The 20,653-nt window shown below is 72.4% G+C and carries 22 protein-coding genes; 12 read left to right on the forward strand and 10 right to left on the reverse strand.

The features are described 5' to 3' along the window. The first annotated feature begins 227 nt into the window (after nucleotides 1–227). The 7 genes from ABIC30_RS01060 to ABIC30_RS01090 all read left to right on the forward strand — a co-directional run bounded on the left by ABIC30_RS01060 (nucleotide 228) and on the right by ABIC30_RS01090 (nucleotide 7,192). Nucleotides 228–2,627: an ATP-dependent helicase gene (locus ABIC30_RS01060; protein ID WP_103984699.1), complete on the forward strand. Its 2,400-nt coding sequence runs from the start codon at nucleotides 228–230 to the stop codon at nucleotides 2,625–2,627. Between the two features lie 413 nt (nucleotides 2,628–3,040). Continuing rightward, nucleotides 3,041–3,757, forward strand: coding sequence for a PhoH family protein (locus tag ABIC30_RS01065; protein WP_012321860.1), 717 nt, complete (start codon nucleotides 3,041–3,043; stop codon nucleotides 3,755–3,757). 133 nt (nucleotides 3,758–3,890) lie between these two features. After that, a complete protein-coding gene (locus tag ABIC30_RS01070) occupies nucleotides 3,891–4,136 on the forward strand; it encodes a hypothetical protein (protein WP_103984629.1) in 246 nt (81 codons plus the stop codon). Between the two features lie 148 nt (nucleotides 4,137–4,284). After that, a complete protein-coding gene (locus ABIC30_RS01075) occupies nucleotides 4,285–4,569 on the forward strand; it encodes an accessory factor UbiK family protein (protein WP_020090941.1) in 285 nt (94 codons plus the stop codon). A 290-nt stretch (nucleotides 4,570–4,859) separates the two neighbouring features. Further along, entirely contained in the window at nucleotides 4,860–5,369 is a 510-nt protein-coding gene (locus ABIC30_RS01080; protein ID WP_020090942.1) for a type III secretion system chaperone family protein, read from the forward strand. Nucleotides 5,370–5,395: 26 nt separating this feature from the next. Next, complete coding sequence (gene proC / locus ABIC30_RS01085; protein ID WP_103984698.1) at nucleotides 5,396–6,199, forward strand: pyrroline-5-carboxylate reductase; 804 nt, start codon at nucleotides 5,396–5,398, stop codon at nucleotides 6,197–6,199. Between the two features lie 129 nt (nucleotides 6,200–6,328). Continuing rightward, nucleotides 6,329–7,192 carry a TetR/AcrR family transcriptional regulator gene (locus tag ABIC30_RS01090; RefSeq protein ID WP_234081903.1) on the forward strand — a complete coding sequence of 288 codons (864 nt, stop codon included), beginning with the start codon at nucleotides 6,329–6,331 and terminating at the stop codon, nucleotides 7,190–7,192. 9 nt (nucleotides 7,193–7,201) lie between these two features. Here the strand turns inward: ABIC30_RS01090 and ABIC30_RS01095 are convergent, their stop codons facing one another. Both ABIC30_RS01095 and ABIC30_RS01100 read right to left on the reverse strand, forming a co-directional pair. After that, nucleotides 7,202–9,148: a methyl-accepting chemotaxis protein gene (locus ABIC30_RS01095; RefSeq protein ID WP_234082948.1), complete on the reverse strand. Its 1,947-nt coding sequence runs from the start codon at nucleotides 9,146–9,148 to the stop codon at nucleotides 7,202–7,204. A 561-nt stretch (nucleotides 9,149–9,709) separates the two neighbouring features. Beyond that, nucleotides 9,710–10,144: a response regulator gene (locus tag ABIC30_RS01100; protein ID WP_354453672.1), complete on the reverse strand. Its 435-nt coding sequence runs from the start codon at nucleotides 10,142–10,144 to the stop codon at nucleotides 9,710–9,712. A gap of 230 nt (nucleotides 10,145–10,374) precedes the next feature. Here ABIC30_RS01100 and argJ point away from each other — a divergent pair, with 230 nt between their 5' ends. The 3 genes from argJ to ABIC30_RS01115 are packed head-to-tail and all read left to right on the forward strand — an operon-like array spanning nucleotide 10,375 to nucleotide 12,778. Beyond that, complete coding sequence (gene argJ / locus ABIC30_RS01105) at nucleotides 10,375–11,625, forward strand: bifunctional glutamate N-acetyltransferase/amino-acid acetyltransferase ArgJ (RefSeq protein ID WP_234081901.1); 1,251 nt, start codon at nucleotides 10,375–10,377, stop codon at nucleotides 11,623–11,625. Further along, nucleotides 11,622–12,341 carry an SIMPL domain-containing protein gene (locus ABIC30_RS01110; protein ID WP_234081900.1) on the forward strand — a complete coding sequence of 240 codons (720 nt, stop codon included), beginning with the start codon at nucleotides 11,622–11,624 and terminating at the stop codon, nucleotides 12,339–12,341. Before argJ ends, ABIC30_RS01110 begins: the two co-directional genes overlap by 4 nt. Next, nucleotides 12,338–12,778 (forward strand): (deoxy)nucleoside triphosphate pyrophosphohydrolase, encoded by a 441-nt coding sequence (locus ABIC30_RS01115; RefSeq protein WP_234081899.1) that lies wholly within the window; start codon nucleotides 12,338–12,340, stop codon nucleotides 12,776–12,778. The genes ABIC30_RS01110 and ABIC30_RS01115 overlap by 4 nt, the downstream gene beginning before the upstream one ends. A gap of 18 nt (nucleotides 12,779–12,796) precedes the next feature. Here ABIC30_RS01115 and ABIC30_RS01120 read toward each other — a convergent pair whose 3' ends face one another. From ABIC30_RS01120 to ABIC30_RS01140, 5 genes are all read right to left on the reverse strand, one after another. Further along, on the reverse strand, nucleotides 12,797–13,774 hold the full coding sequence (locus tag ABIC30_RS01120; protein ID WP_234081898.1) for a Gfo/Idh/MocA family protein: 978 nt from the start codon (nucleotides 13,772–13,774) through the stop codon (nucleotides 12,797–12,799). Between the two features lie 113 nt (nucleotides 13,775–13,887). Continuing rightward, on the reverse strand, nucleotides 13,888–14,709 hold the full coding sequence (locus tag ABIC30_RS01125) for an alpha/beta fold hydrolase (protein ID WP_234081894.1): 822 nt from the start codon (nucleotides 14,707–14,709) through the stop codon (nucleotides 13,888–13,890). Nucleotides 14,710–14,775: 66 nt separating this feature from the next. After that, nucleotides 14,776–15,186, reverse strand: coding sequence for a DoxX family protein (locus ABIC30_RS01130; protein WP_020090951.1), 411 nt, complete (start codon nucleotides 15,184–15,186; stop codon nucleotides 14,776–14,778). A 34-nt stretch (nucleotides 15,187–15,220) separates the two neighbouring features. After that, a complete protein-coding gene (locus ABIC30_RS01135; protein WP_020090952.1) occupies nucleotides 15,221–15,853 on the reverse strand; it encodes an alpha/beta hydrolase in 633 nt (210 codons plus the stop codon). A 71-nt stretch (nucleotides 15,854–15,924) separates the two neighbouring features. Next, on the reverse strand, nucleotides 15,925–16,848 hold the full coding sequence (locus ABIC30_RS01140; RefSeq protein WP_042670591.1) for a ring-cleaving dioxygenase: 924 nt from the start codon (nucleotides 16,846–16,848) through the stop codon (nucleotides 15,925–15,927). Between the two features lie 119 nt (nucleotides 16,849–16,967). On the opposite strand from ABIC30_RS01140, the gene ABIC30_RS01145 reads away from it, so the two are divergent. Together ABIC30_RS01145 and ABIC30_RS01150 are read left to right on the forward strand one after the other, a co-directional pair. After that, a complete protein-coding gene (locus ABIC30_RS01145) occupies nucleotides 16,968–17,906 on the forward strand; it encodes a LysR family transcriptional regulator (protein WP_354453676.1) in 939 nt (312 codons plus the stop codon). Nucleotides 17,907–18,178: 272 nt separating this feature from the next. Further along, nucleotides 18,179–18,874, forward strand: coding sequence for a GntR family transcriptional regulator (locus ABIC30_RS01150; RefSeq protein ID WP_354453678.1), 696 nt, complete (start codon nucleotides 18,179–18,181; stop codon nucleotides 18,872–18,874). A gap of 16 nt (nucleotides 18,875–18,890) precedes the next feature. Here the strand turns inward: ABIC30_RS01150 and ABIC30_RS01155 are convergent, their stop codons facing one another. The 3 genes from ABIC30_RS01155 to cydB are packed head-to-tail and all read right to left on the reverse strand — an operon-like array spanning nucleotide 18,891 to nucleotide 20,647. After that, the gene (locus ABIC30_RS01155) at nucleotides 18,891–19,469 is read right to left on the reverse strand and encodes a GbsR/MarR family transcriptional regulator (protein ID WP_100251599.1); all 579 of its coding nucleotides are present in this window, start codon (nucleotides 19,467–19,469) and stop codon (nucleotides 18,891–18,893) included. A 48-nt stretch (nucleotides 19,470–19,517) separates the two neighbouring features. After that, complete coding sequence (locus tag ABIC30_RS01160) at nucleotides 19,518–19,640, reverse strand: DUF2474 family protein (protein ID WP_012321840.1); 123 nt, start codon at nucleotides 19,638–19,640, stop codon at nucleotides 19,518–19,520. Continuing rightward, complete coding sequence (gene cydB / locus ABIC30_RS01165) at nucleotides 19,640–20,647, reverse strand: cytochrome d ubiquinol oxidase subunit II (RefSeq protein WP_354453680.1); 1,008 nt, start codon at nucleotides 20,645–20,647, stop codon at nucleotides 19,640–19,642. Before cydB ends, ABIC30_RS01160 begins: the two co-directional genes overlap by 1 nt. Nucleotides 20,648–20,653 lie beyond the last annotated feature (6 nt).

Below are 20,653 nucleotides of genomic sequence, written 5' to 3' on the forward strand. Positions count from 1 at the left end.
GGGGCGCCAGCGGCGATGCCACGGTCCCGAGCGGCGGTCGGGGCACGCGCGAGGTTCCTCGGGCATCCCGGGCCCGCGGCCTATGGATCGCGCGATCGGCCGCGGAACGCGACCAGCCCGAAGGACGCGGATCACCCCGGCGCGGACAGCCGCGCTTCATGGCTCCGCGCCCCCGCCGCGGCGCGAACGGCCTCGACGCCGTTCGCGATTTGGTCCAGGGAAGCGGGATGCAGAACCGCCCGCATCCGCAACCCACCGGGGACGGCGCGCCCGCCACGTCCATCGCCGCCCGCGCCATGGGCGCCCTCCGGCGCGACGCGGCCGGCTACCTCGAGGGGCTCAACCCCGAGCAGCGCCGCGCCGTCGAGACCACGGAGGGCCCGGTCCTGGTGCTGGCCGGCGCCGGCACCGGCAAGACCCGGGTGCTGACCACCCGCATCGCCCACCTGATCGCCACCAACCGGGCGCGCCCCTTCGACATCCTGGCGGTGACCTTCACCAACAAGGCCGCCCGGGAGATGAAGCACCGGATCGGCGCGCTGATCGGGCCGGCCGGAGAGGGCATGCCGTGGCTCGGCACCTTCCACGCCATCGGCACCAAGATCCTGCGCCGCCACGCCGAGCTGGTCGGGCTGAAATCCGACTTCACCATCCTCGGCACCGACGACCAGCTCCGGCTGATGAAGCAGGTCATCGCCGACCAGAACGTCGACGAGAAGCGCTGGCCGGCCCGGGCCCTGTCCCACGCCATCGACGGCTGGAAGAACCGCGGCCTCGGCCCCGAGCAGGTGCCCCCGGGCGAGGCCTCGGCCTTCGCGTTCGGCAAGGGCGGCGCCCTCTACACCGCCTACCAGGCCCGGCTGGCGACGCTGAACGCCGTCGATTTCGGCGATCTCCTGCTGCTCTGCCTCAAGCTCTGGCGGGAGAACCCCGACGTCCTGGCCAATTACCAGGACCGGTTCCGCTACATCCTGGTCGACGAGTACCAGGACACCAACGTCGCCCAGTACCTGTGGCTGCGCCTCCTGGCGCAGTCCCGGAAGAACATCGCCTGCGTCGGCGACGACGACCAGTCGATCTACGGCTGGCGCGGGGCCGAGGTCGACAACATCCTGCGCTTCGAGCACGACTTCCCGGGCGCGGTGGTGGTGCGCCTGGAGCGCAACTACCGCTCCACGGGCCACATCCTGGCCGCCGCCTCCGGGCTGATCGCCAGGAACGAGAGCCGCCTCGGCAAGACTCTGCGCACCGACGACGAGCCGGGCGAGCGCGTCACCGTGACGGGCGCGTGGGATTCCGAGGAGGAGGCGCGGATGCTCGCCGAGTCGATCGAGTCCCTCCAGTCGAAGCAGCATCCCCTGTCGGAGATCGCCGTGCTGGTGCGGATCTCGGCGCAGATGCGCGAGATCGAGGACCGGTTCGTCCAGCTCGGGCTGCCCTACCGGGTCATCGGCGGCCCGCGTTTCTACGAGCGCGCCGAGATCCGCGACGCGCTGGCCTACCTGCGCGCCACCGTGAACGTCAGCGACGACCTCGCCTTCGAGCGGATCGTGAACACGCCCAAGCGCGGCCTGGGCGACGCCACCCTGCAGCAGCTCCACACCTACGGCCGCGCCAACCGGCTGCCTCTGCGCATCGCCGCCGCGCGCCTGTGCGAGACCGACGAGCTGAAGCCCCGGGTCCGCTCGACCCTGCGGGCGCTGACCGAGAGTTTCTCGCGATGGGCGCGGCTCGCGGAGACGCAGCCGCACAGCGAGGTCGCGCAGACCATCCTTGAGGAGTCCGGCTACACTGAGATGTGGCAGAAGGACCGCTCCGCCGACGCCGCCGGCCGGCTGGAGAACCTGAAGGAATTCGTCCGCTCCATGGAGGAGTTCCCCGACCTCGCGGCCTTCCTGGAGCACGTCTCCCTGGTGATGGAGGCCTCGGAGGCGGAGGGCGCCGAGCGGGTCTCGCTGATGACGCTCCACGCCGCCAAGGGGCTCGAGTTCGACACCGTGTTCCTCCCCGGCTGGGAGGACGGCCTGTTCCCGAACCAGCGCGCGCTCGACGAGAGCGGCCGGGCGGGCCTGGAGGAGGAGCGGCGCCTCGCCCATGTCGGGCTGACCCGGGCGCGCAAGCGCGCGAAGCTGTCCTTCGCGGTCAACCGGCGCATCCACGGCCTCTGGTCCTCGACCATCCCGTCCCGGTTCATCGACGAGTTGCCCGAGACGGCGGTCGACGTGGTCGAAGCCCCGGCGCACTTCTCCGCCGGCGCCTCGCGGTTCGACCGCAACCCGACGCCGTTCGGATCGAGCTATGGCACGCCGGGCTGGCAGCGCGCGCAGGCCAACACCGCGCCGGGCGGCCGGTCCGGGTTCGGATCGGGGTCCGGAGGCGGCTTCCGCTCGGCGGGCCCTGGGGGCCGGTCCGGGGGCCAGTCCGGCGGTCCCCGCCAGATCGAGGGCGAGCTGATCGCCAAGTCGACGGGTGCGCCCTCGGCCTTCCAGGGCGGCCAGCGGGTCTTCCACACCAAGTTCGGCCCCGGAACGGTCGCGGCGGTCGACGGCAACAAGCTGACCGTTGACTTCGACAAGGCCGGCCGGAAGATGGTCCTCGACAGCTTCGTCCAGGCCGGATCGAGCTAGTCCCGCCGACCAAGCCCGGACGTGTCAGGGCGGCAGGGTCGGCCGGCTTCGCCCGCGCGGGCGGGGAGGATCGCGACCGTGCCGGATGCCGCGTTACCGCGACACCACCGTCCCGAACCTGATGCATCCGCGCCAGCCGCGCGGCTTTTTCGAAGCCTCGCCACCGACCGTCACCCCTTAGTCACACCCGGCGCGCAATCGTCGGGCGCGAATCGCACTGGTGCGCCAGTTGCATCGCGTATTCGGCCGCGCACGGAACGTCGTGACGCTCTCCACAGGCGGACGAGCGCGGGGCGGAACCTTCGGCCGTGGGCCGGTATTAAGTTCCGCAAGCGAGTAGAACCGGGAGCAAGCAGGTAAACGGCAGTTCAGAGACAGATCCAGGTTGGCAAGTCCCGTTGGAGTGTACATCCATGAAGAGACGCCGCGCACGACTTGAACTGGTTGAAGACCGCACGTCCCGCATTCATCGCACACGCTTCGACGAAGAACGCAATCTCGCTCCCATCCAGCCGCTCACCGAACGCCAAGCCGAGTACCTCGACGCCCTCGCCCGCTCGCCGCAGGTCATCGTCCTGGGGCCCGCCGGCACCGGCAAGACCTTCATCGCCGGCACCCGCGCGGCGGACCAGCTCCGCCAGCGCCGCATCGCCAAGGTGGTCATCACCCGCCCGAACGTGCCCTCGGGCCGGTCGCTGGGCTACTTCCCCGGCACCCTGGAAGAGAAGATCGCCCCCTGGGTCGCCCCGCTCACCGAGGCCATGAAGGAGCGCATGGGCGCCGCCGCCTTCGAGATCGCTCTGAAGACCGGCGACATCGAGATCGTCCCCTTCGAGGTGATGCGCGGCCGGACCTTCAAGAACTGCCTCGTGATCCTCGACGAGGCGCAGAACACCACGATCAACGAGATCAAGATGTTCCTGACCCGCATCGGCGACGATTGCCAGGTCATCATCAACGGCGACGTCTCGCAGACGGATCTCCGCGAGACCTCGGGCCTGCGGACCGTCATGCACATGGTCAAGAGCCGGATGATGCCGATCCCAGTGGTGGAGTTCACCCGCAACGACATCGTCCGCTCCGGCATCTGCGCCGAGTGGGTGAAGGCGTTCGAGGAAACGAATCTCTAAATCGGAAGTTGATGGCGGCGGGTCCTCGCAGACCCGCCGTGCCGTCCCCCGGCACGAGACGACTCTCCGCACCTCCCATTCGGGAGGATGAACCGGGCGCCGAGCCCGGCCTTCAGAGAACTGGAGTCTCCTCGTGAGGAAACTGACCTTCGCCTTCGCCGTGCTGGCCTCGCTCGGCGGCGCCGCCCTCGTCCAGCCGGCCTCGGCCGCGCCCGCGATGCCCGGCGCCGTGTCGGCGCCCGACGCGGTGACGCATGCCCGGATGACTCCCATGGAGCGGCGCATGATGCATCGCCGCATGGAGCGGCGCATGATGCACCGCCGCATGGAGCGCCGGATGATGCATCACCGCATGCACCGCCGCATGCATCGCATGTGATTGAACGGCGGAGTGGGGTCTTCCGGCCCCGCTCCGCTCGCCCGGCCGGAACCGGGCGTTGCTCCCCGTTCCGAAGATTCCTATCTCGTCGTCTCGAATCGCGCCGTCAGGCGGCCGCTGCGGCAGCCGGCCGATCCGGGAGACCCCGATGCCCCCCTCAAATCGACTGTTCGACGACCTCGCCCGCCTCATGACGGACGCCGCCGGCGCCGCCCAGGGCGTCCGCCGCGAGGCCGAGACCGTGGTCCGGGCGCAGCTCGAGCGCGTCGTCCGCGACCTCGACATCGCCTCCCGCGAAGAGCTCGACGTGCTCCGCGACCTCGTGACCCAGCTCCAGGCGCAGAACGAGGCCCTGACGGCCCGCGTGGCGGCCCTGGAGGCGCGATCCGGGAGCGCCGGAGCGGGCGCCGCGGGCCTGAGCGAGGTGGTCTGAGTCGCCGCGGCAACGCCGCGGGCTTTTACACAGGAAGCGGCGTCGACGATCCGGTTTCCTGTTCACTGAATGTGACCTGCACTTTGTGTCGCGAGTCACGGCCGGTCTATAGTCGGGCATAGGGTGATTCGGGGGCTGCGGGGCGATGTCCGCAGAGCTTCGACAGTCGATCGCGTCACCGCCGGCCTAGATCTGCCGGTCGTTCCAGTTCTCGGAGTGTTCTCGCGCTCCGGTTTCGCGTCACCGCCACGTCGGGCCGGATCTCGTCCGGGTCGTCCTTTTGGATCGTCATGCCGCTTCTCAACGTCGACTTCCACGACCCGGACCGGAACGAGCATCCGCTCGACGTCGTCGAGCGGCTGGCCTCCCTGCGCGACTGGATCTTCGACCGGGCCGAGACCGACGAGATGTCGGTCACGAGCCCCGGTCGCTGGACCGACTACAACGTCGCCTTCACGTGGATCGAGGACGTCGAGGCGCTCCACGTCGCCTGCGCCTTCGACCTCAAGGTGCCGGAGCGGCAGCGCACCGAGGTGATGCGCCTGATCGCGCTGATCAACGAGCAGCTCTGGGTCGGCCATTTCGACCTCTGGACGACCGACAGCGTGGTGATGTTCCGGCACGCGCTCCTGCTGACCGGCGGCGCCGTCCCGACCCACCCGCAATGCGCCACGATGATGAAGACGGCGGTCGACGCCTGCGAGCGCTACTTCCAGGCGTTCCAGTTCGTCCTCTGGGCCGGCAAGAGCGCCCGCGAGGCCCTCGACGCCGTCCTGTTCGAGACCGAAGGCGAGGCGTGACCGCCCCCGGCGCCTCCACGGCGCGGATGCCCGCCTCCCTGGTCCTGGCCGGGGCCGGCAAGATGGGCGGCGCGATGCTGGCGGGCTGGCTAAAGGCGGGCCTCGATCCCCGCCGCACCACCATCATCGACCCGGTGCCCGTGCGCCCGATCGTGGATCTCTGCGCCGAGCGGGGCATCGCCCTGAACCCGTCCGATCCCGAGCCCGGCGACGTTCTGGTCCTCGGGATCAAGCCTCAGGGCCTGGACACGGCGGCCCCCGGGCTCGATCGGCTCATCGGCCGCGACACGCTCCTCGTCTCGATCCTGGCGGGCAAGACCGTCGCGGATCTCCGCGGCCGGCTGCCGCGGGCGCGGGCGATCGTCCGGGCGATGCCCAACCTGCCGGCGAGCATCGGCCGGGGCGCCACCGGTGCCTGTGCGAGCTCGGAGGTCACCCCCGCGCAGCGGGCGGCCGCCGAGGCCCTGTTCGCGGCCAACGGCGCCGTGGCGTGGCTCGCCGACGAGGCGCAGATCGACGCCGTGACGGCGGTCTCGGGCTCCGGACCGGCCTACGTCTTCCTCCTGGCCGAGACCCTGGCGGAGGCCGGCATCGCGGCCGGCCTGGAGCCCGACGTCGCCCGCCGCCTCGCCCGGGCGACCGTGGCGGGAGCCGGCGCGCTCCTCGATGCCAGCCCGGCCGAGGCGGCGGAGTTGCGCCGCAACGTCACGTCGCCCGGCGGCACCACCGCGGCGGCCCTCGACGTGCTGATGCGGGAGGACGGCCTCAGCGCGCTGATGCGCGAGGCCGTGGCCGCGGCCCGTCGGCGGGCGGGGGAACTGTCCGGCTGACATCGGGCGTTGGCATCAAGGGCTGACATCGGGCGGCGTCCGTGCGGCATGGCCGCGCGACGGACCTGCCCTTCGCGGCCCGCCCGCCTACATGAGGCCACACGACCGATCAGACCGGGCGACCGATCCATGACCGACAGCAAAGCCCCCTCGAAGCGGCCCCGCAAGGCCGCGAGCCCCGCCAAGGCGGGCGACGCGCAGGAAGGCGCTGCCCGAGAGAGCGCTGCCCACGCGAGCGTCGCGCAGGAGAGCGGGGCGGGGGGGAGCGGCCAGACCGGGACAGCCGATTCGGGGGTGCAGGGCGGGGCGCCGAAGCTGTCGCCCCGGGAGGCCGCCGTCGAGGCCCTGATGCGCCTCGCCGCCGAGCAGCCCTGGAACGACATCGAGGTCAGCGACATCGCCCGGGAGGCGGGCCTGACGCTCGCCGAGTTGCGCGACCTGTTCCCGTCGAAGGGGGCGGTCCTCGGCGGGCTGACACGCATCATCGACCGCAAGGTTCTGGAGGGCGATCTCACGGGTCTCGAGGAGGAGCCGACCCGCGAGCGGCTGTTCGACGTGCTGATGCGCCGCCTCGACGCCATGGAGCCCTACAAGCCGGCGCTGCGCCGGATCGCCTACGCGCTCCGGGGCGAGCCGCTCTCGATGCTGGCGCTGAACGGCGTGATGCTGAACTCGCACCGCTACATGCTGGCGGCGGCCGGGATCGACACCGAGGGGTCGCTCGGGCAGCTCAAGCTGCAGGGCGTGGTCATCGCCTTCGCCCGCGTGACCCAGGTCTGGCTGGACGACGACGATCCGGCGCTCGCCCGGACGATGGCGCGGCTCGACAAGGAGATCCGCAACGGCGAGCGCATCATGGAGCGGGCCGAGGACGTTCGCCGCCTGACGGCGCCCCTGCGCGCCATCGGCCGCTCGTTCCTGGACCGGCGGCCGCGCGACCGGCGGAGCCGCGACGGCGACGGTGACGAGAGCGACCCCGCTGCCGCCATCTAGACCGGTCGCTCACGCGGCCTGGATGTCGCTGAGGAAGCTGTCGACCTCGCGCTTGACCGTCAGGGACTGCGTCGCCAGTTCGGCCGCCGCGCTCTGAACCTGCGCGGCGGCGCTCCCGGCCTCCCGGGCGGCGGCCAGCACGCGCGCCACGTTGGCCGAGACGCCCTCCGTCCCCCGCGCCGCTTCGCCGGCATTGCGCGAGATCTCGCCGGTGGCCGCCGTCTGCTGCACCACCGTCGCCGCGATGGCGCCGCTGATCTCGTTCACGGAGGCGATCGTGCGGGCGATCTGCGCCATCGCCTCCGCGGCCTGCCCGGAGGCCGCCTGGATCGCGGCGATCTGGCCGCCGATCTCCTCGGTCGCCCGCGCCGTCTGGGCGGCGAGCTCCTTCACTTCGGAGGCCACGACGGCGAAGCCGCGTCCCGCCTCGCCGGCCCGCGCCGCCTCGATGGTGGCGTTGAGGGCGAGCAGGTTGGTCTGGTTCGCGATGCCGGAGATCATCATCACGGCGGCCCCGATCTGCTCGGCGGCGGCGCGCAGGCTCGCCATGGCGGCGTTGGTCGCCTCGGCCTCGTGGGCGGCGTGACCGGCCACCGCGTTCGAGCGCACGACCTGCCGCTCGATCTCCTGGAGCGAGGAGACCATCTCCTCGGCGGCGGCCGCGACGGTCTGGACGTTGGCCGAGGTCTGGGCGGCGGCCGAGCTCGACGTCACGGCCTGGCTGTTGGTGTTGTCGGCCACCCGGGTCATCGCCTGCGCGGTCGCGTCGAGTTCGCTGGTCGCCGCCGTGACGATGTCGAGCGAGGCGGCGATCTTCGCCTGGAAGGCGTGGACGCGCTGCTCGACCCGCTCGGCCCGGCGCAGGCGGGCCTCCCGCTCGGCGGCCTGCGCCGCCTCGAGCTCCGCCCGCGCGACCGCGTTCTGGCGGAAGACGTCGACGGCCTTGGCCATCGCGCCCATCTCGTCGGTCGCCGCGCGGTACGGCACCGCGACGTGAAGATCGCCCTCGGCCAGCCGCGTCATCGCCTCCGTCATGCCGGCGACCGGTCGGATGACGCTGCGGGCCAGCACGAAGGCCAGGATACCCCCGAGGAGCAGGGCCGCGGCGACCAAGCCGATCAGGATGTACCGGGCCCGCCTCGCCGCCAGGGCGGTCTCCCGGGAAATAGTCTCGCCGGCGGCCACGATCCGGTCGCGCAGCGCGATGCCGAGCCGGTCGATCGCGTCGGCGTGGGGTTTGATCCCGGTCTCGAACGTCGCCTTCGCCGACGCCACCGCCCGATCGTACGTGCGGAAGCCGGCCGCGGCGGCGATCAGCGCGTCGCGGACGGCCCTGACCTGCTGCCCGAAGACCGCGCCGCCCTGCGCGTCCTTGAACGCATCCAGGGCCGCCAGAGCCTGCTCGACCCGCTGCTCGAAGGCGTCGCGGTCATGTGCGTCCAGGCCGATCACGAAGCGGGCCGACGCGATGCGGGACCGCAGGACGGCGTTCTCGACGTGCTCGACCCGCGCGAGCATCGCCTCGCCGGCCCGGGCGCGCACGTCCGCGAGCAGGCTCGCGAGAAGGGTGGTGAGCGCGTTGCCGGTCTCGTAGAGCTTCGTCCTGGCCTCGCGCAGGCTCGCCCCCGACGCCGCGAGGCGTTCCAGCTCCGGCTTCATGGCGCGGGCGGCCTCCCGCACGTCGTCGTAGAGCTTCCGCCCCCCGTCCGTCATGGCCAGCGAGAAGTATCGGTCGCAGGTCTGCTCGATCGCCTGCCGGGCCTGCTCCATCGCGGCGATCAGGTCGGGATCCGGCTGGAGCCGGTACCGTTCGGCCGTCCCGACGAGGCGTGCGGCGTGACCGTCGATCATCAGGACCGACTGCGCCCCCCGCTCCACGCGCTCCTGAAGCGCGTGGTCCGCGCCGATGACAGCCTGCTGGTAGATCGCGAATGCGCCGATGATGCCCGTGATCATGACGAGCATCGCAAATCCCGCGTAGAGACGAGCGCGTATCCCAGTTCTCACAGACGTATCTTCCACAGAAGAGGCCAGACTTTCGGCCTTACGATAGACGATACGATCATGACAACATCGTGTCGCGCGATCAAGTTCAACTTGTATTATAGATGATAGACGACAATACTTAGAGACAGACCCGATATCTCGGGCGCTCGAGGTGACCAAACCTGCCGGGCTGCGCGCGCAAACGGCAATCGGTGCGTTCTCGTCGCGATGGATCAGTTCTGACGGCGCCTCCCAGTCCGCCCGGAAGCTTCGCCCTGCGCGTGTCCGCTGCCGAGCGGCGTCGAGACTTCGCGCGGTACACGCTCGCGCTGGATCACGCGGGCGATGCACTTGCATTGCGGCACGGTCCGGCCCGCGTTGCTGACATCGGGCAGGAAGACCCGCGCTACAGTCCCGACCTTCGGGGAGACATGGCGACGGCCTGAAGCGCGTCGGCCGCGATTCGATCGACGGGTCGCGCAGACCCTCGGCTCGCGGGCCGTCCGGGTCGATCAGGCCTCGCGCCGGAGTTCAGGCGGCGCGGCTCGCCAGCGCCTCGCGCATGGTCGTGGCGATCATCCCGTTCTGGAACTGGTCGCGCGGGACCAGCAGCGCGTCGGGCACGCGGACCGACGCCTCAGGCCCCATGGCGTCGACCGGGTCGCTGGCGAGGATGATGCGCAGGGCCGGGCGCAGGGCCCGGGCCTCGACGGCCAGATGCGCGCAGCACAGGCCGCCCTGGAGCGCGGTATCGACCACCAGCACGTCCACCGGCAGGCCCAGGGCCAGCACCGTCATGGCGTCGACGCCGCGGTCGCAGGCGGTGACCTGGTAGCCCAGCATCCGGACCTGGGCCGAGACCTCGTCGCGCCAGCGCTTGTGGCGGCCGACGACCAGAACCTGGATCCGGTAGCAGCTGCCCTGGGGAAGGCTGCTCGAGGCAGTCTCGTCGTCGGCTGGGGGCATTCCGCACTCGACTTCGCGCTGGCTTTGCGATGCAGCATGCTAAGCTGGGATGCAATCCACACGCAAGCCCGGCGCCGTCATCGCGCCGCATTCGGCGCCGCCGTTGCACAATGGCGAAGCACTCCGGCGGCCTGATCATAGGCTGGGCACGGAGTTGACGCCGGCGGGGTCGCGCGGGCAACACCGGGCCGCCGCGGGACCTGAGCCGCGCGCTGCCGGAGCCCGAGCCGATGTCGTCCGCGAAAGCCCCTCCCGTCTCCCCGCTGGCGCCCACCGCGATGCCCGATCTGCCGCCCCTGCCGGGCGTGCGAATCGCGACCGCCCAGGCGGGGATCCGCTACAGCGGTCGCACCGACGTGCTCTACGTGGCGCTGGAGGCCGGGACCCGGGCCGCGGGGGTGTTCACCCGGTCGAAGTGTCCCTCGGCGCCGGTGGATTGGTGCCGCGACGCCCTGGCCGACGGGTCGGCGCGGGCGCTCGTGGTCAATTCCGGCAACGCCAACGCCTTCACGGGCCGGCTCGGGCGCGACGCGGTGGCGCGCACCGTCGAGATCGCCGCGGAGGCGGCGGGCTGCGGCGCGCGCGAGGTCTACGTCGCCTCGACCGGCGTGATCGGCGAGCCGCTCCCGGCGGAGCGGTTCGCGGGCGTGCTGGTGGACTGCGCGGCCCGCGCCGAGGACGGGCCTGCCGCCTGGAGCGAGGCGGCCCGGGCGATCATGACCACCGACACCTTCCCGAAGCTCGCGACGCGCACGGCCGAGATCGACGGCGTGCGCGTGACGATCAACGGCATCGCCAAGGGCGCCGGCATGATCGCCCCCGACATGGCGACGATGCTGTCCTTCGTCTTCACCGACGCGGCCCTGCCGCAGGACGTGCTGCAGGCGCTCCTCTCGGCCGGGACGAAGACGAGCTTCAACTGCGTGACCGTGGACGGCGACACCTCCACCTCCGACACGCTGATGCTGTTCGCCACCGCCAGGGCCGGCAACCCGGCGGTCACCGATCCCGCCGACGCGCGCCTCGCCGGCTTCCGGGAGGCGCTCGACGGCCTGCTGGTCGAGCTGGCCCAGCTCGTCGCCAAGGACGGCGAGGGCGCGCGCAAGTTCGTCACCGTGCGGGTCACCGGCGCCGAGAGCGACGCCTCCGCGCACCGCATCGCGATGTCGATCGCCAACTCGCCGCTGGTGAAGACCGCGGTGGCCGGCGAGGACGCCAACTGGGGCCGCGTGGTGATGGCCGTGGGCAAGGCCGGCGAGCCCGCCGACCGCGACCGGCTCGCGATCTGGTTCGGCGACGTGCGGGTGGCGGTCCAGGGCGCCCGCGACCCCGATTACAGCGAGGCGGCGGCGAGCGCCGTGATGCGCGAGCCGGAGATCGCGGTCCGGGTCGATCTCGGCCTGGGCAGCGGCGCGGCCCGCGTCTGGACCTGCGACCTGACCAAGGCCTACGTCGAGATCAACGGGGATTACCGCTCGTGAGGGCGGTCCTGTCCGGCGCCCTCCTCGTCCTGAGCCTGGCGACCGCGGCGCGGGCCGACGACGCGGCGTGCAAGCGCCACATCAGCGTCGTCGGGCGCGCGTCGGAGACGCGGGCGCCGGACTTCGCCGAGGTGACGATCGGCATCGAGGCGCGCGGCGCGAGTGCGGCGGCCGCCCTCGACGCGGCCTCGAAGGCGGTGGCCGGGGTCTCAGCGCAGGCCCGCGCCCTCGGGATCCCGCCCGCCGATCTCGGCACGGCCGCCGTCACCCTGCAGACCGCGACCCGCACCGTCGCCCGGCCGGGGGGCGCCGTCACCGAGGAGCCCGACGGCTACCGCGCCAGCAACCTCGTCACCGTCCGGCTCGCCGACATGGACCGCCTCGGCGACCTGCTCCGGCAGGCCCTCGACTCCGGCGCCAACCGCATCGATGGCGTGAGCTTCGGGCTGCGCGACCCGGACAAGAGCGAGGCGGCCCTCCAGGTGGCGGCGACCCGGGACGCGCGGAGCCGCGCCGAGGCCCTCGCGGAGGCGGTCGGCGCCAAGCTCGGCCCGCTCTGCACGCTGAGCACAACCGCGGCCGGCACGCCGTACCGCCCGGTGCTGGAGATGGCCCGGGCGGCGCCGATGGCGGCCAAAGGACGGCGGGTGCCGCTGGAGGCGGGCACGATCCCGATGTCCTCCGAGGTCTCGGCCACCTTCGCGGTGGCGCAGTGAGCGCCCCCGGAAGCACCCCCAATGGCCTCCCCCTGCGCCTGCTCCTCGTGGTCGCCGTCGCCCTCGTCGACGTCGACGGCCGCGTCCTGGTGAGCGAGCGCCCGGCGGGCAAGCAGCTCGCCGGCCTGTGGGAGTTCCCCGGCGGCAAGGTCGAGCCCGGCGAGCGCCCCGAGCAGACGCTGATCCGCGAGCTGGCGGAGGAGCTCGGCATCCAGGTCGAGGAGCCGTGTCTCGCGCCGCTGACCTTCGCGAGCCACGCCTACCCGGACTTCCACCTGCTGATGCCGCTCTACATCTGCCGGCGCTGGACGGGGACGCCGCGGTCGATGGAGGGGCAGGCGCTCAAGTGGGTGCGCCCCAAGGCCCTGCGCGACCTCGCGATGCCGCCCGCCGACGCGCCGCTGATCCCGTTCCTGATCGACCTGCTGGATTCCTGACCCCGTCGCGGGCCGCCCTCACAGGGTCAGGATCGACTCGACGACCTCCTGCACGTCGAGCGCCTCCGCGAAGGTGGCGAGGTGGTGGGGCTCGCCGCGCGCCATGCGGACGACGCCCTCGAGCTGGCGCCGGAGCGTGATCGGCCGCAGCTTCTCGTTCGGGATCGCGTCGGGCTCCGGCTCGAAGCGCCCGTCGGCGCCCCGCCGCTCGGCGATGGCCCAGTCGCGCAGCCGGACGGCGCCCGCGTCGCCCTCCAGCGTCCACGTGTTGTGGTCGTCGGCCGCGACGCCCCCGACCCGGCCTGTCAGGGTGACGGGGATCCCGCCCGCCGTGAGCGTCACGTCGATCGCGCGCTCGGACCGGCCCGGTTCCGGGAAGGCGATCCGTCCGGCGAGACTCGCGAGCGGGCCGAGTTGGCGGCGGGCCAGGAACAGGAAGTGCGAGACCACCTCGCGGGTGAAGCCGCCCTCGCGCCGCGCGTCGAGCCAGCGGGCGGCGTCGGCCTGCCAGGGCCGGGGCCAGCGGGCGAACGCCACCGCGACGGTGAGCGCCCGTGGCGTGCCGACCGCGCCGGCCGCGATCCAGCGCTCGATCGTCGCCACGCCCGGCGACGAGGCGAACGGGAAATTGACCGCGCCCGCGCCCCTCGCCTCCGCCACGAAGGCGCGGGCATCGGCGCGATCGATGGCCAGCGGCTTCTCGCAGAAGACGCTCCGGCCGGCCGCCAGGGCGGCGCGGGCGTAGCCGAGATGCGAGGCGGGCGGCGAGGCGACGTAGACGCAGTCGCTCGCCGCCACGACGGCGGCGGAATCGGCCACCCGCGGCACCGCCGGGAAGGCCGCGCCGATCCGGTCCAGGGCCGCCGGGGCCGGATCCCAGATCGCCGCGACCCGCACGGGCGAGTCCGCCGCCCCGTGGATCGCGCCGAGCAGGCGCTCGGCCATGATTCCCGCGCCGATGATCCCGATGGTGAGCGGTGCGTCGGAGGTCGGCATGCGGGGATCCGTGCGGCTTCTGGCGTCTGACGGGCCGCGGGGCGCGGCCCGTCGCAGGCTTTAGGAGCCCGAACCGGCGCGGGGAAGACCGCCGGTCAACGCGACCCGGGATCTCAGCCCTGGATGAAGGCGAGCAGGTCGGCGTTGAGCCGGTCCTTGTGGGTGGCGGCCAGCCCGTGCGGGGCGCCCGGATACTCCTTCAGCACGGCGCCCGGCACGAGCTTGACGGCGGCGCGCGCGGCGGCGTCGATCGGCACGATCTGGTCGTCGTCGCCGTGCACGAGCAGGGTCGGCACGTCGATGCGCTTCAGGTCCTCGGTGAAGTCGGTCTCCGAGAAGGCCGCCACGCAGGCGTGCACGTTCCGCAGGCCCGCCATCATGCCCTGCATCCAGAACGTGTCCCGCAGGCCTTCGCTGACCGCGGCGCCGGCGCGGTTCGCGCCGTAGAACGGGCCGCTCAGGTCCTTGAAGAACTGGGACCGGTCGCGCAGGACCGAGTCGCGGATTCCGTCGAACACGTCCCGGGGCAGGCCGCCCGGATTCGCGTCGGTCCGGACCATCTGGGGCGTCACGGCCCCGACCAAGACCGCCTTGGCGATGCGCGCCGTCCCGTGCCGCCCGATGGTGCGGGCGACCTCGCCGCCGCCGGTGGAGTGGCCGACCAGCACCGCGTCGCGCAGGTCGAGATGGGCGATCAGCCCGGCGAGGTCGTCCGCGAAGGTGTCCATGTCGTTGCCCGACCAGGGCTGCCCGGAGCGACCGTGCCCGCGCCGGTCATGGGCGATGACCCGGAACCCGCGCTCCGCGAGGAACAGCATCTGGTCCTCCCAGGCGTCGCCGTTGAGCGGCCAGCCGTGGCTGAAGACCACCGGCTGCCCGGCGCCCCAGTCCTTGTAGTAGATCTGGGTGCCGTCCTGCGCGGTGACGTAGGGCATCGTGGTCTCCCGAGGGTCGAGAAGGCAGAGGGCGAGAAGCAGGGGTCGCGCGGACCGACGGACCGGTCAGGCTCGGCCCTGCCGCGCGTCGAGGCTGAGCGGGCCGGCCCCGAAGGCCGCGACCTGAAGCAAGCCGCCGGCCATGGCGAGGTTCTTCAGGAAGTGGAACATCTGGTTCTGATCGCCGAGGGCCGCGTGGAAGGTCACCGCGGTGGCCACCGCGAAGAGCGCGAGGGCCAGGGCGACCAGCCGCGTGCGGTAGCCGGCGACGAGCAGCAGCCCGCCGACGACCTCCACGGAGGTCGCCGCCGCGTAGGCGAGCGGCGGCAGCGGCAGGTGGGCGGCCTCGATGGTGGCGAGCGTCGCGGCCGGGGCCGCGAGCTTGCCGGCGCCGCTCACGAGGAAGATCGCGCTCATCAGGACCCGGCCGGTCACCGGCAACAGGGCGGTCGCGCTGGAAGAATAGATCGGGGGCATCGTCGAACGCTCCGTCCTGTCGTGCGCGGCCGGCTCAGGCCGCTTCGGGAAGTGTGAGGCCGCGAAGCCAGTTCAGCGCCAGGCCGATATCGGCCTGCGACAGGCCGTGGCCCGTCGGCAGGATCCGGTGCTCGACGCGAACTCCGGCCGCGGTGAGCTGCTGCGCGAGGCGCCGCGCGTTCTCGACGGGCACGATCGGGTCCATCGCCCCGGAGAGGATCAGGACCGGCCGGCCGGCGAGATCCGCGGCCGGGGGCTCGGCGAACGGCACCATCGGGCGGATCAGGACCGCGCCCGCCAGGGTCTCCGGCCGCAGCAGCAGCAGCGACGCGGCGATATTGGCGCCGTTCGAGAAGCCCAGCGCCACCGGCGTCCCGAGCCCGTACCGCGTCCGGGCGGCCGCCACGAAGGCCGCGAGGTCGCCGGTGCGGCGGCGCAGGTCCGCCTCGTCGAAGACGCCCTCCGCCAGGCGCCGGAAGAATCGCGGCATGCCGTTCTCGCTGACGGCGCCGCGGGGCGCCAGCAGGGCGGCCTCCGGCGCGACCGTGCGGCCGAGGGGCAGGAGGTCGGTCTCGTCGCCACCGGTCCCGTGCAGGAGCAGCAGGGGACGGGCGGTGTCGGGACCGGGCTCGAAGCGGTGGATGAAGCCGGCGGTGTCCTGGGTCATGATGGCCTCACGGGTGACGGGGAGAGGTCCCGCCCCGCGCGGGCGCGGGGCGGGCATGGTGGTGTCGCGGCTCAGGCGACCTTCGGCAGGACGGCCTCGATCTCGGCCCGGTGCGGCTCGAGGCCGGCGGGGAGCTTGAGGGCCTGGCCGAGGGCCTCGATCGGCTCGTCCACCGCGAAGCCGGGCGCGTCGGTGGCGATCTCGAACAGCACGCCGCCGGGCTCGCGGAAGTAGATCGAGCGGAAGTACTGGCGGTCGCGCTGCTCGGTGACGTGGAGCCCCCGCGCCGCGAGCGCCCGGCCCATCGCGGCCTGCGCGGCGTCGTCCGCCGCCCGGAACGCGATGTGGTGGACCGAGCCCGCCCCCGGGCGGCCGGGCAGGAACCCGCCGACGGCCCGCAGGGTGACGAGACCGCCGAGCTCGGCGCTGCCCGCGAAGCGGATCAGGTTGCCCTCGCGGCCGACCTCTTCCAGCCCGAGCACCTCCGTGAGGATCGCGGCGGTCGCCTCGGCCCTGTCGAGGAGGAGCGTGACGCCGTGCAGGCCGCGGATCGCGTGCTCGGCCGGCACCTCGCTCGACGCCCAGCCCTCCGCGTCGCCGACATCGACGCCCACCAGCGCGAGCATCATGCCGTCCGGGTCGCGGAAGCGCAGCGTCGGCGCGCCGAAGACCTGGACCAGCGGCTCGTGGGCCACGCCCTTCTCGATGAGCCGGTGGGTCCACCAGCCGATGGAGGCGCGGGGAACCCGGAAGGCCGTCTCCTGGGTCTCGCCGATCCCGACCCGGCCCGGCGCGGCGTGCTCGACGGGGAAGAAGGTCAGGATCGTGCCGGGCCGCCCGGCCGCGTCGCCGTAGTACAGGTGGTAGGTGCCCGGATCGTCGAAATTGACGGTCTTCTTCACCAGACGCAGCCCGAGGATTCGGGTGTGGAAGTCGAGGTTGCGCAGGGCCGGCCCGGAGAAGGCCGTGACGTGGTGGAGGCCGGTCTGAACCATGGCGATGTCTCCCGACGGAAGGCCGCGGCGGGCGGCCTGTTGCGATGACGGGAATGTGCCCCTTGCCATGGGCGGCGAAAATAGAAACGGTGGAAACCTATCGTTTCCGGATCTGATCGATGAGACTGCCCGATTTCGAGGCCTGGGCCGTGTTCGCCAAGGTGGTGGAGACCGGCTCCTTCGGCCGCGCCGCCGCGGAGCTCGGCCTGTCGAAGGCCACGGTCTCGAAGGCGGTGAGCCGGCTCGAACTGCGGATCGGCGCCCGCCTGTTCAACCGCACGTCGCGGAAGCTCGCCCTCACCGAGGCCGGGCAGGCCGCCAAGGACGGTGCCGCGCGCATCCTCGCCGAGGGCGAGGCCGCGGAGGCGCTGGCGACGGCGGGCGCCGCGGAGCCGCGCGGGCTGGTGCGGCTCGCGGCGCCGATGACCTTCGGGGTGATGCACGTGGCCCCGATCCTGCCGGCCTTCCTCCGGGAGTACCCGGCCGTCTCGGTGGATCTCCACCTGTCGGACGCGGTCGTCGACCTCGTCGGCGGCGGGTTCGACATCGGGCTGCGCATCGCGGCCCTGCCGGATTCCTCCCTGCGCGCGCGCCGGCTCTGCGAGATCCGCCGCTCGCTGGTCGCCACGCCCACCTATCTCGACCGGCACGGCCGGCCCGAGCACCCGGACGACCTCGTCCACCACACCTGCCTCGGCTACGCCTACCTGCCGACGCCGGACCGCTGGCGCTTCGTGGACGGGAGCGGCGCGGAGGCCGTCGTGGTGCCGGCGGGCCAGCTCCGAGCGAACAACGCCGAGGCGCTGGCGCCGGCACTGCGGGCCGGCCTCGGACTCGCCCTGCAGCCCGATTTCATGATCTGGGACGACCTCGAAGCCGGGCGCCTCGAGCGGGTGCTGCCGGCCTGGTCGCCGCCGCCGATCGCCCTGCACCTCGTCATGCCGCCGGGCGATCCGCGGCCGGCGCGTGTGACGGCTCTGATCGCCCATCTCGCCCAGACCCTCGGCCAGGCGCCCTGGGCCGCGCCGCCGCCGCGAGGCCACGCGGCGGACCGGTGAGTCCCGCGCCGGCGGGCGCGATCCGGGCGCGTCATTCACCTGGATCAATGCCGTCTACGCGAACCTGCGTTACCGGCGAGAACCGTGCCTCCGAAGACGGCCTGCTCCTTGCTGGTGCATCTGTCGGAGAACGGCCGAGACTTGCCGCGTGGCCAGGAATCTCGGCCAAGAAAACTTCAAGTTTACCCAGGACAATCTGGCATTGGACAGCGGCGCATTTTCCGGGCAGTAAGACGCCTTGTATACATGTATACGATTCTGTTGAGGCGTCGATGTCCCCTTTGGTTCCCGGACGCCCCGCACCCGACCGGTTGCGGCACAAGACTGTGGCGGCGGCCGTGGCAGACTCGCTCCGCGAGCAGATCCTGAACGGTGAACTGCCGCCGGGGGTGCAGCTCCGCCAGGACGCCCTGGCGGAGGAATTCGGGATCAGCCGGATCCCGGTGCGCGAGGCCCTGCTCCAGCTGGAAGCCAGCAAGCTCGTGCGGATCGTGCCGCATCGCGGGGCGGTCGTGACGGGTCTCTCGCTGCAGGAGGTCGAGGACATCTTCCAGCTGCGCGTCCAGCTCGAGCCGGAACTGCTCCTGCTCTCGGCCCCGCACCTGACCCGCGACGACATCCGCGATCTCGACGCCCTCTCGAAGGAGTACGGCGCGGCGCTGGAGACCGGTCAGGTCCTCCGGTGGGGCGACCTGAACAGCCGCTTCCACCTCGACCTGATCCGGCACGCCGGCCGGCCGCGGTCGCTGGCGATCGTCTCCGCGCTGCTGCAGGATTGCGAGCGGCCGACGCGGCTGCAGATCGCGACCTCCGAGGACGCGACCCGCGCGGTCAGCGAGCACGCGCAGATCCTGGCCCTGTGCGAGGACCGCGCGTTCGAGGCGGCGGCCGCGTGCCTGCGGCGCCACATCGAGCATGTCGGCGCCTCGCTCATCGCCCTCTACCGGGGGGCGCTCGCCGAGGCCTGATCGTCCGCGAGGCGGCTCAGTCCGGCTTGGCCGACCGGCCGCCGATCCGGCCCGGCAGGCGGGTCAGGCGATCCTTCATCTCCAGGACCTTCTGGACCTTCGAGCCGAGCGTCAGGAGCTGGACGAGGCGCTCGGTGTCGAGGCGGCGCACGTCCGCGTACCAGCCGGCGAACAGCTCGAAGAGGTCGTGCATCTCCCGCAGGCGCGCCTGGGCGTGCCGCTCCTCCTCGGTCGCCGGCTCCTGCATCAGGAGCTCGCGCAGGAGGGTCAAGGTCGGGTCGACCTCGCGCTTCTTGCGCTCCTCGACCAGCGTGCGGACGATCTGCCAGATGTCCTCGGGCGTCGTGAAGTAGTCGCGCCGGTCGCCGGGCCGATGCTGGAGCCGGACGAGGTTCCAAGCCTGGAGCTCCTTCAGGCCCATGCTGACGTTGGAGCGCGACACGCCGAGCCGCTCGACGATCTCGTCGGCGTTGAGCGGCCGCTCGGCCACGAACAGCAGGGCGTAGATCTGCCCCACGGTCCGGTTGATGCCCCAGCGCGAGCCCATCTCGCCGAAATGCAGCACGAAGGTCTGGACGAGCGGGGGCAGCTGCACGGCAGGGATCCGACGCGGCGAGAGGTCAGGCGGGCGCCCCCCGGTCTATCAGCTCTTGAGCCAATACCGCAGGACCGTCGCGACGAAGCCGAGGCCGACGATGCTGGAGGCCCAGAGCCCCGCGAACCACGCGAGGCGCTTCCAGAGGGGCTGTGCTGCTGCGGGTGCCATCAATGATATCCGTGCGCGTCGACCTTGCCGCGGAAGACCCAGTACGCGTACGCGGTGTAGGCCAGTATGATCGGGATCAAAACCGACGCGCCGGCCAGCAGGAAGATCTGGCTCGCCTCGGGCGCGGCCGCCTGCCAGATCGTGATCCGGCCCGGCACGATGTCGGGGAAGATGCTGATGCCGAGCCCCAGGAAGGTCAGGGCGAACAGCCCCAGCGCGATCAGGAAGGGCGCCCGCTCGGCGCCGCCTCGCAGGGTGCGCCACAGGGCGTAGGCCGCGAGCGCCACGAGCAGCGGCACCTGCGCGGTGACGAGCACGTTCGGCATCGCCAGCCAGCGCTCGTAGTAGCGGCCCTGGAGGAACGGCGTCACCGCGCTGACGAGGGCGATGGCCGCCACCGTCGCCGCGGTGAGGCGCAGGGCCAGGCGCCGGGCCCGCAGCTGGAGCAGGCCCTCGGTGCGCATCACCAGCCACGTCGCCCCGAGCAGCGCGTAGGCGACGACCAGGCTCGCGCCGACGAGGACGCTGAAGGGCGTGAGCCAGTCCCACCAGCCGCCGGCATAGGCCCGCCCCTCGACCGCGATGCCCTGCAGGAGCGCGCCCAGCGTGATGCCCTGGGCGAGGGCCGCCACCAGCGAGCCGCCCGCGAAGGCCACGTCCCAGGCGGCGCGGTGGCGGGGATCGCGCCAGCGGAACTCGAAGGCGACGCCGCGGAAGATCAGCCCGAGCAGCATCGCGATGATCGGCGCGTAGAGCGCCGGCAGGATCACCGCGTAGGCCAGCGGGAAGACGGCGAACAGGCCGCCGCCGCCGAGCACCAGCCAGGTCTCGTTGCCGTCCCAGACGGGGGCGACCGAGTTCATGGCGGTGTCGCGCTCCGTGCCCGGCCGCAGGACCGGAAACAGGAGGCCGATGCCGAGATCGAAGCCGTCCATGACGATGTAGGCGAAGACCGCGAAGGCGATCACGAGCGCCCAGACCACCGTGAGATCGACGCTGTAGGCCATGGGTCC

This window comes from Methylobacterium sp. 1030 (genome assembly GCF_040544715.1).
In the GTDB taxonomy this organism is placed as follows: domain Bacteria; phylum Pseudomonadota; class Alphaproteobacteria; order Rhizobiales; family Beijerinckiaceae; genus Methylobacterium.